The organism is Pseudomonas maumuensis, from assembly GCF_019139675.1.
Taxonomy (GTDB): Bacteria; Pseudomonadota; Gammaproteobacteria; order Pseudomonadales; family Pseudomonadaceae; genus Aquipseudomonas; species Aquipseudomonas maumuensis.
The window spans coordinates 3844810-3862296 of sequence record NZ_CP077077.1 but is presented as its reverse complement, the minus strand read 5'-3'; the positions used below and the strand labels follow the sequence as shown (position 1 = coordinate 3862296).

Genomic DNA, 17487 nt, shown 5'->3' with positions numbered 1-17487 from the left:
GGTTCACCGAGACGCAGGTGGAGGATTATCTGCATATCCTTCTGTGCTCATCGGCTTCGCCTTTCGAGGTGATGCTGGCTCAAGAACGCAACTATGCGCAGTTGGAACAAACGTTGGCGCGCTGGGAGAGTTCACAGGCGCAGGCGTCCAGGCGAGCGCTCAGGCAGCGCTTGGCGGCGAGCTTGCGCGGAGCCTGGCGATTGCAGGGCGAGGTCGTCAATGATACCGCCGGGCAGCCGGAGGGCATGCGCCTGGACCTCAGTGGTATCAGGGTGCAGGACTTGCCCGAATTGCCGGAGGAAGTGGACTTCAGCCATGTCACCGTCCTGTCGATGGCGAACATGGACCTTACGCAGGTGCCCGTCGGCTTCTTGCGCCGCTTCGGCTCGCTGACCCGCCTGAACCTCGGAAGCAACCGGCTGCACCGAATGCCTGAGGCCTTGCCCTATCTGCTCGAACTGCGGGAGTTGCGCCTGGCCCATAACCGTTTGCGCCTGGATCAGGCCGGTATCACCGCGCTGGCCTCGCTCCCCGAACTGAGGCATCTGGACCTGAGCTACAACCCGCTGAGCACCCTGACCCTGCGTTTCAACCAATTGTCCCGGCTTGCCACGCTGCGCCTACGGCATTGCCGACTGCATGACTGGCCGGGCGGGCTGGATTTGTGCGGGTTGCTCGAGTACGTGGATCTGCGCGACAACAACATCGCCAGCTTGCCACTGGATATTCAGCGCATGCCCTTGAGATTTCGCATGAGTTTCGTCGTCGACCGCAACCCCTTGCCGGTGGCGGATCTTTCCACTCTGTACAGTGTCGAGCAACATGTCGCGCACAACGCCACGGTGACATCGTCGACCGAGCAGGTGTTGAGCCGTGATGCCTGGCTCAATACGCTGGCTGCCGCCGACAGGGCCGCACGCGGCCAGCAATGGAACGTGGTAAGTGCAATGGCGGAAAGTCATGGGCTGTTCCAGCTGCTGGAGGAGTTGCGGCGCACCGCCGATTTCCAGGGCGCGCGCTTATCTGTCCGAACAGGTCTGGAATTTGCTCGCGAGTTTGCAAGTGGATGGCGAGCCCGACGGCAATGCCGGTTTGCGCGAGCGCATCTTCGCCCGGGCCAACCAGCCACGAACCTGCGAAGACAGTGTCGCCGAGCGTTTCAGCGATATTCAGGTGCAGCTGTTGGTAAGCACCGTCAGCCGTCAGGCCGACGGCGAAACGCGCAGGGCCGATCTTCTGAGGCTGGGGCGTCGTCTGTTCCGTCTGGATCGTCTGGAACGTTTCGCTCGCCAGGACATGCTTGGTCGCTCCGCACAGGGGCGCGGGGTCGACGAGATCGAGGTCAGTCTTTTCTACCGCATCCACCTGGCGCAGGAGTTCGACTTGCCATTCCAGCCGCGGAGCATGCGCTATGGCGATGTTGCCCGTGTCGGGCCCGCCGAGTTGGAGGCTGCAAGAGCCGCCGTGCGTGCAGCCGAGACACCAGCGGCGCTTGCCGATGACTTGAGCCAAAGGGATTTCTGGCGCGACTGGCTCAACCTCTCGCATGCGCAGGCCTTCACGGCCATTGGCAACGAGTTCGCGGCGCGGGGGGATGCCCTGGACGAGGGGATGAATACGCTCACCAGCCAGGTCTACACCCAGCGCTGGGAGGATTTGCGCAATGAGCGGGAATCCGCGCTCCAGGCGCTGATGCTGCAGCTCACCCTGGACGCCCTGGAAGCTGATGCCGTGCAGCCCGGTTGAGGCTTGCTGCGGCCAAACCGGTCATCCAGATTGACAGCTTTGACCATTGTCGCCGTGGTTGAGCGGCGCGAACATCGTCGAACCGATGGTTCCACTCCAAAAACAACAAATCAGGAGTTCGACGATGCGTGATTACGCCGAGGCCGCTCGTGCATTCGACCTCGCCCAAGCCGCCAGTGCGGCGCTGCAAGGTAACCTCGAGGCCCTCAACGCCTGTGTCGAGTGCTGCGACCGGCACACCGGCAGCGACAAGCCCGCGCTGATCTGGGAGGACCGTGACGGCAACGGCGGCCTCTACACCTTCGACCAGTTGCAGGGCATGGCGACGCGCTTCGCCAATGTGCTCAAGGACCACGGGGTCGAGGCCGGTGATCGGGTCGCGGGGCTGATGCCGCGCACCCTCGAGCTGTTGGTGACCATTCTTGCCACCTGGCGCCTGGGCGCTGTGTACCAGCCATTGTTCACCGCCTTCGGGCCCAGGGCGATCGAGCACCGGCTCGAACAATCCCATGCCAAGGTGGTGGTCACCGATCGCAATAACCGGCCCAAGCTCGATGACGTGGCGGGCTGCCCGTTCATCGTCACGGTCGGTGCCAGCAGCGGCGAACTGGATTTCCATCAGGCGTTGGAGGCTGCGGACAGCGTTTGCGAACCCGTGATGCGGCGGGGCGACGATCCTTTTCTGCTGATGTTCACCTCCGGTACCACCGGCCCCGCCAAGCCGCTGGAGGTGCCGCTGCGTGCCATCGTGGCTTTCCAGGGCTACATGCGCGATGCCATTGGCCTGCGCCCTGAAGACCGCTTTTGGAACCTGGCCGACCCAGGCTGGGCCTACGGTTTGTACTACGCCGTCACCGGGCCGCTGTCCCTTGGCCACGCCACCACTTTCTATGACGGGCCGTTCAGCGTGGAGAGCTGCGCGCGGGTCATCGACAAGCTCGGCATCACCAACCTGGCGGGTTCGCCCACGGCCTACCGCCTGCTGATTGCCGCAGGCAGCGCCTTCTCGGCGCCGATCCAGGGCCGACTGCGGGTGGTCAGCAGCGCCGGCGAGCCACTGAACCCAGAAGTGATCCGCTGGTTCGCCGACGAACTGGGAGTGACCATCCATGACCATTACGGCCAGACCGAACTGGGCATGGTGCTGTGCAACCACCATGAGTTGGAACATCCCGTCCATATGGGGTCAGCGGGCTTCGCCATTCCCGGCCACCGTATCGTGGTGGTGGATGAGCAGGGCAATGAGCTGCCCGCCGGCCAGCCGGGGATTCTCGCGGTGGACCGCGAGCAGTCGCCGCTATGCTGGTTCGGTGGCTATCACGGGCTGCCGACCAAGGCGTTCGTCGGCAGGTATTACCTCAGCGGCGACACCGTCGAGCTGAACTCGGACGGCAGCATCAGTTTCGTCGGTCGCAGCGACGATGTGATCACCACCTCTGGCTATCGGGTCGGCCCCTTCGACGTGGAGAGCGCGTTGATCGAGCACCCGGCGGTGGTCGAGGCGGCGGTGATCGGCAAACCCGACCCGGAGCGCACCGAACTGATCAAGGCCTTCGTGGTGCTCGCCCAGGGCTACGAGGACAGCCCCGAGCTGGAAGAGGCGCTGCGCCAGCATGTGCGCCAGCGCTTGTATGCCCACGCCTACCCGCGTGAAATCGAATTCGTCGGCGAGCTGCCCAAGACCCCGAGCGGCAAGCTGCAACGCTTCATCCTGCGCAACCAGGAAATCGCCCGACAACAAGCCGCGCAGCCGATCGCTGCGGGCGCCTGAAGGAAGAACGTTATGCATATCAAGAACAAACACTTCATCGTCAGCGGTGCGGCCTCAGGCCTGGGCGCCGCTACCGCGCAGATGCTGATCGAGGCTGGCGCCAAGGTCATGCTGGTCGACCTCAATGCCGCCGCGGTCGAAGCCAAGGCGCGTGAGTTGGGTGACCAAGCCCGCTTCGCGGTGGCTGACATCAGCGACGAGCATGCCGCGCAGGCCGCCGTCGACGCCGCCGTCAGTGCCTTCGGTAGCCTGCACGGGCTGGTCAACTGCGCCGGTATCGTCGGCGCCGAGAAGGTCCTGGGCAAGAACGGTCCGCATGCCCTGGGCAGTTTCGCCAAGGTGATCAACGTCAACCTGATCGGCAGCTTCAACCTGCTGCGCCTGGCTGCCGCAGCCATGGCCGAAGGGCCGGCGGACGAGCAGGGTGAGCGCGGGGTGATCATCAACACTGCGTCCATTGCCGCCTATGACGGTCAGATCGGCCAGGCCGCCTATGCCGCCTCCAAGGGTGCCATCGCCAGCCTGACGCTGCCGGCTGCCCGTGAGCTGGCGCGCTTCGGCATTCGCGTGATGACCATCGCCCCGGGCATTTTCGAAACCCCCATGATGGCCGGCATGACCGAGGAAGTACGTGCCTCGCTGGCTGCCGGGGTGCCGTTTCCGCCGCGCCTGGGTCGCCCGCAGGAATACGCGGCGCTGGCCCGTCACATTATCGAGAACAGCATGCTCAACGGCGAGGTGATTCGCCTCGACGGCGCGCTGCGCATGGCTGCCAAGTAAGGAGCAACGAACATGACCCTCGCCAATGATCCGATCGTTATCGTCAGCGCCGTGCGCACGCCCATGGGCGGCCTGCAGGGCGACCTCAAGAGCCTGACCGCCGCGCAGCTGGGCAGCGCGGCGATCCGTGCCGCCGTCGAGCGCGCCGGTATCGATGCCGCCAGCGTCCAGGAAGTATTGTTCGGCTGCGTGCTGCCAGCTGGCCAGGGCCAGGCTCCGGCACGCCAGGCGGCACTCGGCGCCGGGCTGGACAAGCACACCACCTGCACCACGCTGAACAAGATGTGCGGCTCGGGCATGCAGGCCGCTATTCTGGCCCACGACCAGTTGCTGGCCGGCAGTGCCGAGGTGATCGTCGCTGGCGGCATGGAGAGCATGACCAACGCCCCCTACCTGCTGGACAAGGCCCGTGGCGGCTACCGCATGGGCCACGGCAAGATCATCGACCATATGTTCATGGACGGCCTGGAAGACGCCTACGACAAAGGCCGGCTGATGGGCACCTTCGCCGAGGACTGCGCGCAGAGCGGCGCATTCAGCCGCGAAGCCCAGGACAACTTCGCCATCGCCTCGCTGACCCGGGCGCAGGACGCCATCAAGAATGGCCGCTTCGCTGCCGAGATCGTCCCGGTGGAAGTCACCGAGGGTAGGGAAAAGCGTGTTATCAAGGATGACGAACAGCCGCCGAAAGCGCGCCTGGACAAGATCCCGCAGCTCAAGCCGGCGTTCCGTGAAGGCGGTACCGTGACTGCGGCCAACTCCAGTTCGATCTCCGACGGTGCTGCGGCGCTGGTGCTGATGCGTCGCTCCGAAGCCGAGAAGCGTGGCCTGAAACCTCTGGCGGTGATCCATGGTCATGCGGCTTTCGCCGACACCCCGGCGCTGTTCCCGACAGCCCCCATCGGTGCCATCGACAAGCTGCTGAAACGCACCGGCTGGAACCTTTCCGAGGTCGACCTGTTCGAGATCAACGAGGCCTTCGCCGTGGTCACCCTGGCGGCCATGAAGCATCTCGACCTGCCCCACGACAAGGTCAACATCCATGGCGGTGCCTGCGCCCTGGGCCACCCGATTGGTGCCTCGGGCGCCCGTATCCTGGTGACCTTGCTGTCTGCCTTGCGCCAGAACAACCTGCGCCGGGGCGTGGCGGCCATCTGCATCGGTGGTGGCGAGGCCACGGCCATGGCCGTCGAATGCCTGTATTGAGGTGAACCATGCTGGTAACTGATGAGCAACAACAGATCGCCGACGCGGTGCGGGCATTCGCCCAGGAGCGGCTGAAGCCATTCGCCGAACAGTGGGACAAGGAGCACCGCTTTCCGAAGGAGGCCATTGAGGAAATGGCCGAGCTTGGCTTGTTCGGCATGCTGGTGCCGGAGCAGTACGGTGGCAGCGACACAGGATATGTGGCCTACGCCATGGCCCTGGAAGAGATCGCCGCCGGCGACGGCGCCTGCTCGACCATCATGAGCGTGCATAACTCGGTGGGTTGCGTGCCGATCCTCAAGTTCGGCAGCGAGGCGCAGAAGCAGCAGTTCCTCGCGCCGCTGGCCAGCGGTTCGATGCTCGGCGCGTTCGCCCTGACCGAGCCCCAGGCCGGCTCCGACGCCAGCAGTCTGAAGACCCGCGCCCGCCTGGATGGCGACCACTACGTGCTCAACGGCAGCAAGCAGTTCATTACCTCCGGGCAGAACGCCGGGGTGGTGATCGTCTTCGCCGTCACCGATCCGGACGCCGGCAAGCGCGGCATCACGGCTTTCATCGTGCCCACCGACCTGCCGGGCTACCAGGTGGCGCGGGTCGAGGACAAGCTCGGCCAGCACGCCTCCGATACCTGCCAGATCGTCTTCGACAATGTGCGCGTGCCGGTGGAAAACCGCCTGGGCGAGGAAGGTGAGGGCTACAAGATCGCCCTGGCCAACCTCGAAGGCGGGCGCATTGGCATCGCCTCGCAATCGGTGGGTATGGCCCGCGCCGCCTTCGAGGTGGCCCGCGACTACGCCAACGAGCGCCAGAGCTTTGGCAAGCCGCTGATCCAGCACCAGGCCGTGGCCTTCCGCCTGGCCGACATGGCGACCAAGGTGGCCGTAGCCCGGCAGATGGTGTTGCACGCCGCCGCGCTGCGCGATGCCGGGCGCCCGGCGCTGGTGGAAGCCTCGATGGCCAAGCTTTTCGCCTCGGAAATGGCCGAAAAGGTCTGTTCGGACGCCTTGCAGACCCTCGGCGGTTATGGCTATCTGAGCGACTTCCCGCTGGAGCGGATCTACCGCGACGTGCGGGTCTGCCAGATCTACGAAGGCACCAGCGACATTCAGCGCATGGTTATTGCGCGCAATCTTTGAAGGAGCAGACTGCATGGCATTCGAAACCATCCTGTTGGACATCCACGGCAAGGTCGGCCTGATCACCCTCAACCGCCCCCAGGCGCTCAATGCGCTGAACGCGCAGATCGTCGGCGAGATCAACCAGGCCCTGGACCAGCTGGAGCGTGACCCGAACATCGGCTGCGTGGTACTCACTGGCTCGGCCAAGGCCTTTGCCGCTGGCGCCGACATCAAGGAAATGGCCGAGCTGCGCTACCCGCAGATCTACGTCGAGGATCTGTTCAGCGACGCCGACCGCATCGCCAATCGGCGTAAACCGATCATCGCCGCGGTGTCCGGTTTCGCCTTGGGTGGCGGCTGTGAACTGGCGATGATGTGCGATTTCATCCTCGCCGCCGACAACGCCAAGTTCGGCCAGCCGGAAATCAATCTCGGCGTGCTGCCGGGCATGGGCGGCACCCAGCGCCTGACCCGCGCGGTGGGCAAGGCCAAGGCCATGGAGCTGTGCCTGACCGGCCGCCTGATGGGCGCCGAGGAAGCCGAGCGCGCCGGCCTGGTAGCGCGCATCGTGCCGCAGGCCGAGCTGGTGGAGGAGGCACTGAAGGTGGCCGCGACGATCGCCAGCAAGTCGATCCCGGTGAGCATGATGGTCAAGGAGAGCGTCAACCGTGCCTTCGAAGTGACCTTGAGCGAAGGCGTGCGCTTCGAGCGTCGGGTGTTCCACGCAGCGTTCGCCACCGAAGATCAGAAAGAAGGCATGGCAGCCTTCATCGCCAAGCGCGAAGCGCAATTCAAGGACCGTTGATGGATAAGGGCGCAGCTAGGCTGCGCCCGGACGGTGTTCTGCCGATCGGGTGAAGCGTCGCCGTTACGCTCGCGGCAAGGCATTTGTTGCGGCATATTGCCTGGCAGCGCCAGATCCACGTGTCTGTAGCGTCCGATACGACACCAATGGGCGGATTCCTGCCCATTTCGGTCAATTCCTCCGTCATTTCTGTTGCCCAGTGTCGCTTGGCACCTTAGACTTCCGCCCCCTGTAAAAGAGTGCCGGTTGGCGCTTGAAGAATTCCGCCGCCGACGCAGCAGCGTCGGCGGCACCCGAATCGCCCATATGCACATTTTTCATAGAGAAATCGATGACCAAGGAACAGTTGCTGGCCATGTCGGCCGATGACTACATGAACGCCGAGCAGCTCGCGTACTTCACCGCGCTGCTGCAGGCGATGAAAGTCGAAACCCACGAGCGCATCGAACTCAGCCGCACCGCCATCGAAAGCCTGGATACCCCGTCGGATCCCGCTGACGTGGCGTCGGTCGAGGAAGAACGTACCTGGTTGGTCAACGCCATCGACCGCGACCAGCGTCTGCTGCCGCAGTTGGAGATGGCCCTGGACCGCATCACCGAGGAAAGCTTCGGCTGGTGTGACGACAGCGGCGAGCCGATCGGCCTGAAGCGCCTGCTGATCAGCCCGACCACCAAGTACTGCATCGAAGCCCAGGAGCGTCACGAGCAGCTCGACCGCCACCAGCGGCAGATCTGAGCCAACGCCTTGCGCAAGGCCCCACGGAGCGATCCCTGGGGCCTTCGTGTTTTCTTGCCATGCGTCAAGCGTGACCGCCTTGTCTTCCAAGGAAGCTTGGATAATGGCGTTATAGTGGCGTTTAATGACCTCACAATAACGACATGTGGATGGATCACGAAGATGATGCGAGAAGGATCTCTGTCGACCGGTGAAACGCCTCGGCCTGTGCCTGCCCGATCGGCTATCACCGTCGGCCTGTTGCAGGGGGTGGCCATGTGCGCGGTGCTGGTGGGCATGGCGTATGCCGACCTGGCGTTGTACCTGGCCGTGCCCCTGGTGCTGCTGGTGCTGTGGCTACCACACCAGCGGCGTGCGCCAGAGCCCGTGGTGGTGGCCGCCGCGCACGACGACGGACTGCTGCAGGAGCTGGCGCGAGGCACCAGCCACAACGCCCTGTCGGCCGCCGCGGTGGCCCATTCGGTGCAGCAACTGGCGGCGCGCGTGCAGTCGCAGCTGGGCGCGGCCCAGGAAATCGTCGGCAGCGCCGAGATCATGATCACCACCGAGCAAGCCGCCGCCCAGCTCAGCCAGCAGGCCCTGGTAGCGGCACGCTCGGCCCGTGACAGCAGCGTGGCGGGCAATGCCGTGCTAGCCGAGTCGATACAGCGTATGCGTGACCTGAGCGGACGGGCTAGCGCCAGCCGTGAGCTGATCGAGGCGCTGCACCAGCGTAGCGAGGATATCGCCCGGGTCACCTTGGTGATCCAGGCGATTGCCAGCCAGACCAATCTGCTGGCGCTCAACGCGGCCATCGAGGCGGCGCGGGCCGGCGAGCACGGCCGTGGCTTCGCGGTGGTGGCCGATGAGGTGCGCGGCCTGGCCGGGCGTACCGCCAGCGCTACCGAGGAAGTCGGGCAGATGGTGGCGGATATCCAGGTGCGCACTGCCCAGGTGGTGGCGCAGATCCGTGCGTTGGCCGATGAGCTGGGTAGTGGGGTCGAACAGGTCGAACAAACCGGTGGGCAACTGGCGCAGATCACCGGTCTGGCGACCAGCGTCGAATGTCAGGTCAGCGAGATTGCCGAGGGCACGCAAACCAATCAGGCCCAGCTTGATACCCTGTTCCAGGCGGTGGCCCAGGTACGTGGCGACTTGCAGGTCAGTGACCAGCAGACCCGACGTCTGGCCGAGGCGGCGGTGCGGATGGAAGGGCAGGTCGAGAACCTCAGCGAGCGCCTGGCCGAGGTGGGGCTGGATGCCTATCACCAACGGGTCTTCGAACTGGCCCAGGCCGGTGCGCGGCAGATCGGTGAGCGTTTCGAGGCGGATGTCGAGCAGGGGCGGATCACCCTGGACGATTTGTTCGACCGCCAGTACCGGCCGATTGCCGGCATGCAGCCACCGCGCTTCAACACTCGTTTCGATCCTTACACCGACAGCGTGTTGCCGCAGATCCAGGAACCGCTGTTGCGCCATGATGGCTTGGTGTACGCAATCGCCTGCACCCAGCAAGGGTATGTGCCTACCCACAACAGCGCCTTCAATCAGCCACTGACCGGCGATCCGGCGCATGACACCGCGCACAATCGCAGCAAACGCATGTTCGACGACCGTACCGGCAGCCGCTGCGGCAATCACCAGCAGCGGGTGCTGTTGCAGACCTACACCCGTGATACTGGCGAACTGATGCACGACCTGTCGGTGCCGATCTTCGTCCAGGGCCGGCACTGGGGCGGGCTGCGCTTGGGCTACCGACCCGAACCTGGGTTGGATTGAGCGGATTTGTTGCCGTAATTGCAATACAGCTGTACCTGGCGGCGCTTTTTCGCGGCGCGGGCACGGCGTATCATGCGCACATCGTTAGGTTGCTAATTAAATTCCGGAGGGAATGATGAATAGCCGAGTCGATGTGGCCGTCATGATCGGGACCGGCGTGCCGCAATCAATGCAGGCCTCGGGCAATCGGGTGTGCTGGGTGGTGCTGGTCGATGGCGAGCGGCGTGGCACGGCGTTCGCCAGCCGTGCCGAAGCGCTGGAGTGCCAGGCCGCCTGGCTGGCCCAGCTGGGCAGGTGCAGCGCGGCCTGAAAGGTTCAACGCTCGAAGTGCCGGGCCAGTGCGCAGGCCTGTTCGTGGCACTGGCGAAAACCCCTGACGAGCCCGGTCTCGCGTTCGGCAATGTGGTAGAAGGCGATGCCTGCGGGAATGACGATATAGCGAGGCAGTTCCCGGCCAGAAATATTACGTGCCTCTCGACGGGTTTCAGTGTTTTCGTGCATATTCGCTCTCCTGTAATGCGCGACCGAAGACCAGCATTCCTTTCTGGCGAAAGAACTGGCGTTGTTTGTCGCATCCTTTCCGGCATTTTTGCTGCCGGACATTACGTTTCCTTTGCGCAATCGAGCCGGAGCTTACTTCGCGTCGCCGGGCGGTGGCTGGGTGAATCACTTCCTGGTTGCCCCTGCGCCGTTGCGCGAGGACGCTGTGATGCTTGTTTCCACGGTCCTGCGGACCATGACTAGACAGTGCCCGCCACCTGACGCCACCGGTGTCCGTGGCGTGGCCGTTGCAATCGATGTGAGGAGCCTTTCATTGGCAGTCAGTACTCTGGATACCCATGCCTTGTTCGCCCTGGGCGACTTGCGCGCCCAACTGGTCAAGCTGTTCCATGGGCGTTTCATCTATGTCACCGAGCAGAATCCCGAAGGCCTGTACATGGCCGAAATCGACACCGAAAACGCCATGGTGGTCGATGACAAGCAGCGCCTCGAGTTGAAAGTGGGTGACCACTTCCGTGCCGCGGTGTTGCCCAGCCGCGAAGGCGGCAAGCTGGAGCTGCGCTTTCGCGAGATCAAGCTGAACGTCTATGGCCAGGGCGACTACGCCTTCGTCTCGGTACCGGAAGGCGACGGTATCGTGTTCCGCGACGGGCATGGCGTGATGCTGGTGTTCGCGGCGCAGCAACAGGTGCAGGAAGGCCTGGGCAAGTTGCTCAAGGCGGTGACCGGCAAGGTCGCCAAATGGCGCAAGGGCGAGCTGACCACGTTCAAGGCCAGCGAATGAGCGAAGAGGCCTCCTTGGGCTCGCGGGCCGACTTCCACCGCCAGCACCAGGCCCGTGCGCTGGCAGAGGCCGAACGATTACTGGCGCGTCGAGATGAACTGCATGCTGCTTGGCTGGCCTGGGTGGCTGGCGAGCTCTACCGGATGAGCCCGCCGCCCTTCGTCGCCATGGTGCGCCGTGAACTGCAGCGTTTGAACCACGCCTGAGCCTCAATTGCCACGGTCGCGACCGCTGCTGACTTCTTCCGGTACGTTTTCGCCTGAGGTGCGCTTGCGAAACAGCGCGGCCCTGGCCAGCAGCAACGTCGTCACCGGCACGGTGATCGACAGCAGGATCGGGATCAGCCATGCGTGCAGCACCGGGCTCTGCTTGAGCACCGAGAAGTACAGAATCGAGGCCGCCGCCACGCACCACGCGCCGATGGTCGAAGCCAGTGCGGGCGGGTGCATGCGCTGGAAGAAGTCCTTCAGGCGGACCAGGCCGATGGCGCCGATCAGGGCGAACAGGCTGCCCAGCAGCAGCAGGGCGGACACCAGCAGTTCCAGCCAGAACGGCAATTCGATGGCCTCGTTCATTCGATCACCTCGCCACGCAGCAGGAACTTGGCCAGCGCGAACGAGCCGACGAAGCCGAACAGGGCGATCAGCAGTGCGCCCTCGAAGTAGGTATCGCTGGCGTAGCGAATACCCAGCACCAGCATCGTCAGCATGCCCAGGATATACAGGTAGTCCAGTGCCAGTACGCGGTCCTGGGCGGAAGGGCCGCGCATTACCCGAATCAAAGCCAGGGCCATGGCGATGGCGAAGATGAACAGGCTGGCGAGGACGGCATAGGCAAGCAGGCCGCTCATTCGAAAATCTCCATCAGCGGGCGTTCATAGGTGTGCTTGAAGTGTTCGATAAAGGCCGCTTCGTCTTCCAGGTCGAACACATGCAGCAACAGTACGCTGCGATCCAGGGCCAGCTCCGACCAGATGGTGCCCGGCACCACGGTGGTAATCATCGACAGTGCTGCCAGACCGTGGGCGTCGCGCAGGTCCAGCGGGATATGCACGAATGCCGAGCGGGGTGGTGTGCTGCCAGCGCGCAGCACGCCACGTGCGACCTGTAGGTTGGAGTGGATCACGTCGAGGCCCACGCGACCGATCAGCTTGGCGATGACCCAGGGCCGACGCACGTGGGCATGCTGCGGGCGCAGCGGCGCCATCAGGATCGGCGCAAGGATGCCCAGCGCGGCACCCAGCAGCAGGTTGCCCGGGCTGAGCGAAAGATTGAGCAGCAGCCACAGTACGAACAGTGCGATGGAGAGTAGCGGCGCAGGGAAAAGTCGGCTCATGGCTGCGCCTCCACGCTCAGGGTGGTGGGGCCTGGCAGCGGTCGGGTGGCCATGACCGCCTTGACGTAGGTCTCAGGCGTACTCAGGCTCGCGGCGGTGTCCTGGGTGTAGCGCAGCAGCGGCTCGGCCTTGAGGCTGAGGAAGATGCACAGGCCCAGGAGAATGACGATGGGCACGCATTCATAGCGACGCAGTACTGGCGAGGGGCGTTCCTCGGGCTTCCAGAAACGCTGGATGCCCACTCGGCCGAAGGCGATCAGCGAGGCCATGCCGGACAGCACCAACAGAGTGACCAGGGTCCAGCCCGTGGCACCCAGTGGCTGCTCCGGGGTGACCCCCATGCCCTGCGGGTTGAACAGTGCGCTGATCAGGTTGAGTTTGCCGATGAAGCCCGACAGTGGCGGCATGCCGATGATCAGCAGGGCGCAAGCGATAAAGCTCAGGCCCAGGAAGGCCATGGTCCAGGGGATGATCTGGCCGATCACCACCTGCTGCTCGTCGTCCAGGTTGATGCCTTTGGGCGGGTGCAGCGACTCCAGCGGCGAGGGCATCGCGTCCTCTTCGTCGTCCAGCGGCGCCTCGTTGGCCGAGCGCGAGCGCTCCACCAGTTCGGCCAGCAGGAACAGCGTACACAACGCCAGGGTCGAGCTGGCCAGATAGAACAGCGCGGCGCCGGTGAGGATCGGCTGGCCGAAGCCGACGGCGGCCAGCAGCGTGCCGGCGGACACCAGGATGCTCAGGGCTGCCAGGCGCTCCAGGCGTTGCGCCGCGAGGATCGACATCGCCGCCACAGCCAGGGTCGCCAGACCGCCATACACCAGCCAGTCCCCGCCGAAGAACGCCGAGGCGCCAGCTTGCCCGGAGAACAGCAGCGTCCACAGGCGCAGGATGGCGTACAGCCCGACCTTGGTCATGATCGCGAACAGCGCGGCCACCGGCGCGCTGGCCGACGAATAGGCCGGCACCAGCCAGAAGTTCAACGGCCAGACTCCGGCCTTGGCCAGGAAAGCGACGGCCAGGATCGCCGCGCCGGCATGCAGCAGGCCGCGATCGGCTTCCGGCACCAGTGGTACTTTCAACGCCAGGTCGGCCATGTTCAGGGTGCCGGTCACGCCGTAGAGCATGGCCGCGCCTACCAGGAACAGTGACGAGGCGAACAGGTTGATGGCGATGTAGTGCAGCCCCGCCTTGACCCGTGCCCGCCCCGAGCCATGCAGCAGCAGGCCGTAAGAGGCCGCCAGCAGCACCTCGAAGAACACGAACAGGTTGAACAGGTCGGCGGTGAGGAAGGCTCCGTACAGCCCCATCAGCTGGATCTGGAACAGCGCGTGGAAGCTGGCACCGGCGCCGTCCCAGCGGGCCCGGGCGAACAGCAGGGCGCTCAAGCCGACGATGCCGGTCAGTGTGAGCAGCAGCGCCGACAGATGGTCGACCACCAGGGCGATGCCGAACGGCGCCGGCCAGTTGCCCGGCAGGTAGACGCCGATGGACTCGGCCTGGCCCTGGGTACGCACCCACATCAGCAGGGTCACGGCGATGCCCAGGCCGAGGGCGGTGGACAGCAGGTTCAGGCGCGCTTTCAGCCAGCGGTGCTTTTCGCCGATCAGCAGCATCAGCGCCGCGGTGAGCAGCGGCAACAGGATCGGCGCGATGATCAGTTGGTTCATCCCGCTCATTCGTCACGCTCCCGGCCATCGACGTGGTCGGTGCCGGTCAGGCCGCGCGAAGCCAGTAGCACCACCAGGAACAACGCGGTCATGGCGAAGCTGATGACGATGGCGGTCAGCACCAGTGCCTGGGGCAGCGGGTCGGTGTAGTGCAGCAAATCGTGGGGCACGCCGTCCTTGATGATCGGCTCCTTGCCGATGAACAGGCTGCCCATGCTGAAGATGAACAGGTTGACGCCGTAGGACAGCAGGCACAGGCCCATGATCACCTGGTAGGTACGCGGGCGCAGGATCAGCCAGACCCCCGAGGCGGCGAGGACACCGATGGCGACTGCAATGACTTCTTCCATCAGGCGGCTCCTGCTTGGCTGGACTTGGCGGGGCGGTAGGCACGCACCGACTGGTGGGCCAGCGCGGTGAGGATCAGCAGGGTCGAGCCGACCACCACGGTGTACACGCCGATGTCGAAGAACAGCGCGCTGGCCACATGCACGTCACCCAGCAGCGGCAGGTGCAGGTGGGCGGTGTGGGTGGTGAGGAACGGGTAGCCGAGCAGCATCGCCCCGGCACCGGTAAGGGTGGCGCAGAGCAGGCCGGTGCCCATCCAACGCAGCGGGCGCAGGCTCATCTGCGCCTCGACCCACTGGGTGCCGGCGACCATGTACTGCAGGATGAACGCCACCGACATCACCAGGCCGGCGACGAAGCCGCCACCCGGCTGGTTGTGGCCACGCATGAACAGGTACATCGACACCAGCAGGGCGATCGGCAGCAGCAGGCGCACCAGGGCGGCCGGCACCATCATGAAGCCCAGCGCAGTGTCGGTGGCATGGCGCGGGTTGACCAGGTCGGTGACCACGTCCGGGGCCAGCTGGCGCTGCTGGGCCGGCAGTTGCATGCTCTCCTTGGGCGGACGGAAACGGCGCAGCAGGGCGAACACGGTCAGCGCCACGGCCACCAGCACGGTGACTTCACCGAGGGTGTCGAAGCCACGGAAGTCCACCAGCATCACGTTGACCACATTGGTGCCGCCGCCTTCCGGCAGGGCGCGGCTGAGGAAGAACGAGGAAATATCGTTGGGCGTCGGGCGGGTGAGCATGGCGTAGGACAGCAGGGCCATGCCGCCGCCGACCAGCACCGCCAGCAGCAGGTCGCGCAAGCGACGCAGGCGGGCGCGGTCCTGGCTGCCGGGCAGCGGCGATACGCCTTCGATACGCCGTGGCAGCCAGCGCAGGCCGAGAAGGATCAGCACGGTGGTCACCACTTCGACCGCCAGCTGGGTCAGGGCCAGGTCGGGCGCGGAGAACCAGACGAAGGTGATGCAGGTCATCAGGCCGCAGACGCCGACCATGATCAGCGCCGCGAGACGGTGGTACTTGGCCTGGTAGGCGGCGCCGATGGCGCAGGCGATAGCGATCAGCCACAGCGCGACGAACACCCCGGAGCCGGGGATCTTCGGCCGCTCGCCCCAGCTCAGGCCGCTGTACAGCAATGGCGTCAAGCCCGCGATGAAGGCGGCCAGCACCAACATGAACAACTGCGTCTGCAGGCGGCGGGTGGTCAGCAGGCGTTCGAGATGCCGAGCCAGCAGCATCAGCCGGACCAGGCCATGTTCGAACAGGCGCTTGCCGTTGAAGCGCTCGATCAACGGCGGGTGAGGGAAACGACCGCGCTGCAGCTGCTTGCGTAGCAGCAGGTAGAGGACGATGCCGCCGCTCATGGCGATCAGGCTCATGATCAGCGGGGCGTTCCAGCCGTGCCAGATGGCCAGGCTGTACTCCGGCAGGGTGCCGCCCACCACTGGCAGCGCGGCAGCGGCCAGCAGCGGGCCGACCGATTGTGCTGGGAAGATGCCGACCACCAGGCAGGTGAGCACCAGCAGCTCGACCGGCGCACGCATCCAGCGTGGGGGCTCGTGCGGCGTGTGCGGCAGATCCTGGGCCGTAGGCCCGAAGAATACATCGACGGTGAAGCGCAGCGCGTAGGCGACGCTGAAGGTCCCGGCCAGGGTGGCGATCACTGGCAGTGCGGCCTCGACCCAGGCGGTCGAGCTGATGAACACGGTCTCGGCGAAGAACATCTCCTTGGACAGGAAGCCGTTCATCAGCGGCACGCCGGCCATCGAGGCGCTGGCGACCATGGCCAGGGTGGCGGTGAACGGCACCAGGCGGAACAGGCCGCTGAGGCGACGGATGTCGCGGGTACCGCTCTCGTGGTCGATGATCCCCGCGGCCATGAACAGCGAGGCCTTGAAGGTGGCGTGGTTGAGAATGTGGAACACCGCGGCGACCGCTGCCAAGGGGCTGTTCAGGCCCAGCAGCAGGGTGATCAGGCCCAGGTGGCTGATGGTCGAGTAGGCCAGCAGGCCCTTGAGGTCGTTCTGGAACATCGCGGCAAAGGCGCCGAGCAGCAGGGTGGCGGCACCGGCGCCGCCGACGATCCAGAACCACTCCTCGCTGCCCGACAGCACCGGCCATAGCCGGGCGAGCAGGAACACCCCGGCCTTGACCATGGTCGCCGAGTGCAGATAAGCCGATACGGGGGTGGGCGCCGCCATGGCATGGGGCAGCCAGAACTGGAAGGGGAATTGCGCGCTCTTGGTCAGGGCGCCGATCAGGATGAGGGGCAGCAGCACCGGGTACAGCGCATGCTGGCGGATGATGTCGCCGGCAGCCAGGACCTTGTCCAGGTCATAGCTGCCGACCACATGGCCGAGCAGCAAGGCCCCGACCAGCAGGCACAAACCGCCGGCCCCCGTGACCATCAACGCCATGTAGGCGCCGCGGCGGGCGTCGGCGCGGTGGTGCCAGTAGCCGATCAGCAGGAATGAGAACAGGCTGGTCAACTCCCAGAAGAACACCAGCTGGAGCAGGTTGCCGGAGATCACCAGGCCGAGCATGGCGCCCATGAACGCCAGGAAGAACGCGAAGAAGCGCGGTACCGGGTCCTGCGGCGACATGTAGTAGCGGGCGTATAGCGACACCAGGGTGCCGATGCCCAGCACCAGCAAGCTGAACAGCCAGGCGAAGCCGTCCATGCGCAGGACCAGATTCAGGCCTAGGCTGGGCAGCCACAGGAATTCTTCGCGGATGACCCCGCCATCGGCGATCTGGGGGTACAGCAACGCCACCTGGACGGTGCCGACCAGGGCCACGAGCCCGGCAAGAATGGACTCGGCGTTGCGTGCGTTGTGCGGCAGTACAGCCGCCAGGCAACTACCCAGGAAGGGCAGAAGCAATAGCACAATCAATGACATAGCGTTCTGTTCTGAGAAGTTTGC

General features: G+C 65.0%; 18 protein-coding genes. 11 read left to right on the top strand and 7 right to left on the bottom strand.

Going from position 1 to position 17487, the window contains the following annotated elements; genetic code table 11:
- The first annotated feature begins 960 nt into the window (after nt 1–960).
- The 9 genes from KSS90_RS25605 (at nt 961) to KSS90_RS17175 (ending at nt 10230) form a co-directional block, all read left to right on the top strand.
- Complete coding sequence (locus tag KSS90_RS25605; protein WP_225933197.1) at nt 961–1746, top strand: NEL-type E3 ubiquitin ligase domain-containing protein; 786 nt, start codon at nt 961–963, stop codon at nt 1744–1746.
- A gap of 124 nt (nt 1747–1870) precedes the next feature.
- Nucleotides 1871–3517, top strand: a complete 1647-nt coding sequence (locus KSS90_RS17210; protein WP_217866548.1) for an AMP-binding protein — start codon at nt 1871–1873, stop codon at nt 3515–3517.
- A 12-nt stretch (nt 3518–3529) separates the two neighbouring features.
- Entirely contained in the window at nt 3530–4297 is a 768-nt protein-coding gene (locus tag KSS90_RS17205) for an SDR family NAD(P)-dependent oxidoreductase (RefSeq protein ID WP_217866547.1), read from the top strand.
- A gap of 12 nt (nt 4298–4309) precedes the next feature.
- On the top strand, nt 4310–5503 hold the full coding sequence (locus tag KSS90_RS17200; protein ID WP_217866546.1) for an acetyl-CoA C-acyltransferase: 1194 nt from the start codon (nt 4310–4312) through the stop codon (nt 5501–5503).
- Between the two features lie 8 nt (nt 5504–5511).
- Entirely contained in the window at nt 5512–6639 is a 1128-nt protein-coding gene (locus KSS90_RS17195) for an acyl-CoA dehydrogenase (protein WP_217866545.1), read from the top strand.
- A 13-nt stretch (nt 6640–6652) separates the two neighbouring features.
- The gene (locus KSS90_RS17190) at nt 6653–7426 is read left to right on the top strand and encodes an enoyl-CoA hydratase (protein WP_194790858.1); all 774 of its coding nucleotides are present in this window, start codon (nt 6653–6655) and stop codon (nt 7424–7426) included.
- A gap of 331 nt (nt 7427–7757) precedes the next feature.
- Complete coding sequence (locus KSS90_RS17185; protein WP_046854836.1) at nt 7758–8162, top strand: TraR/DksA family transcriptional regulator; 405 nt, start codon at nt 7758–7760, stop codon at nt 8160–8162.
- Nucleotides 8163–8324: 162 nt separating this feature from the next.
- Nucleotides 8325–9920 (top strand): methyl-accepting chemotaxis protein, encoded by a 1596-nt coding sequence (locus tag KSS90_RS17180; protein ID WP_217866544.1) that lies wholly within the window; start codon nt 8325–8327, stop codon nt 9918–9920.
- A gap of 115 nt (nt 9921–10035) precedes the next feature.
- Nucleotides 10036–10230, top strand: a complete 195-nt coding sequence (locus tag KSS90_RS17175; protein ID WP_217866543.1) for a hypothetical protein — start codon at nt 10036–10038, stop codon at nt 10228–10230.
- Nucleotides 10231–10235: 5 nt separating this feature from the next.
- On the opposite strand, the gene KSS90_RS17170 is transcribed toward KSS90_RS17175, so the two are convergent.
- Nucleotides 10236–10523: a hypothetical protein gene (locus KSS90_RS17170; RefSeq protein WP_217866542.1), complete on the bottom strand. Its 288-nt coding sequence runs from the start codon at nt 10521–10523 to the stop codon at nt 10236–10238.
- A gap of 211 nt (nt 10524–10734) precedes the next feature.
- On the opposite strand from KSS90_RS17170, the gene KSS90_RS17165 reads away from it, so the two are divergent.
- Both KSS90_RS17165 and KSS90_RS17160 read left to right on the top strand, forming a co-directional pair.
- The gene (locus tag KSS90_RS17165; protein WP_217866541.1) at nt 10735–11205 is read left to right on the top strand and encodes a hypothetical protein; all 471 of its coding nucleotides are present in this window, start codon (nt 10735–10737) and stop codon (nt 11203–11205) included.
- Nucleotides 11202–11411: a hypothetical protein gene (locus KSS90_RS17160; protein WP_217866540.1), complete on the top strand. Its 210-nt coding sequence runs from the start codon at nt 11202–11204 to the stop codon at nt 11409–11411. Before KSS90_RS17165 ends, KSS90_RS17160 begins: the two co-directional genes overlap by 4 nt.
- A gap of 3 nt (nt 11412–11414) precedes the next feature.
- Here the strand turns inward: KSS90_RS17160 and KSS90_RS17155 are convergent, their stop codons facing one another.
- From KSS90_RS17155 to KSS90_RS17130, 6 genes are read right to left on the bottom strand one after another with little or no spacing between them, the layout of a single operon-like run.
- Nucleotides 11415–11780 carry a Na+/H+ antiporter subunit G gene (locus tag KSS90_RS17155; RefSeq protein WP_217866539.1) on the bottom strand — a complete coding sequence of 122 codons (366 nt, stop codon included), beginning with the start codon at nt 11778–11780 and terminating at the stop codon, nt 11415–11417.
- The gene (locus KSS90_RS17150) at nt 11777–12055 is read right to left on the bottom strand and encodes a K+/H+ antiporter subunit F (protein WP_217866538.1); all 279 of its coding nucleotides are present in this window, start codon (nt 12053–12055) and stop codon (nt 11777–11779) included. The genes KSS90_RS17155 and KSS90_RS17150 overlap by 4 nt, the downstream gene beginning before the upstream one ends.
- Nucleotides 12052–12540, bottom strand: coding sequence for a Na+/H+ antiporter subunit E (locus tag KSS90_RS17145; RefSeq protein WP_217866537.1), 489 nt, complete (start codon nt 12538–12540; stop codon nt 12052–12054). The genes KSS90_RS17150 and KSS90_RS17145 overlap by 4 nt, the downstream gene beginning before the upstream one ends.
- Nucleotides 12537–14216, bottom strand: a complete 1680-nt coding sequence (locus KSS90_RS17140; protein ID WP_217866536.1) for a monovalent cation/H+ antiporter subunit D — start codon at nt 14214–14216, stop codon at nt 12537–12539. Before KSS90_RS17140 ends, KSS90_RS17145 begins: the two co-directional genes overlap by 4 nt.
- On the bottom strand, nt 14213–14557 hold the full coding sequence (locus KSS90_RS17135) for a Na+/H+ antiporter subunit C (protein WP_023632557.1): 345 nt from the start codon (nt 14555–14557) through the stop codon (nt 14213–14215). The genes KSS90_RS17140 and KSS90_RS17135 overlap by 4 nt, the downstream gene beginning before the upstream one ends.
- Nucleotides 14557–17463 carry a monovalent cation/H+ antiporter subunit A gene (locus KSS90_RS17130; RefSeq protein WP_217866535.1) on the bottom strand — a complete coding sequence of 969 codons (2907 nt, stop codon included), beginning with the start codon at nt 17461–17463 and terminating at the stop codon, nt 14557–14559. The genes KSS90_RS17135 and KSS90_RS17130 overlap by 1 nt, the downstream gene beginning before the upstream one ends.
- Between the last annotated feature and the right edge of the window lie 24 nt (nt 17464–17487).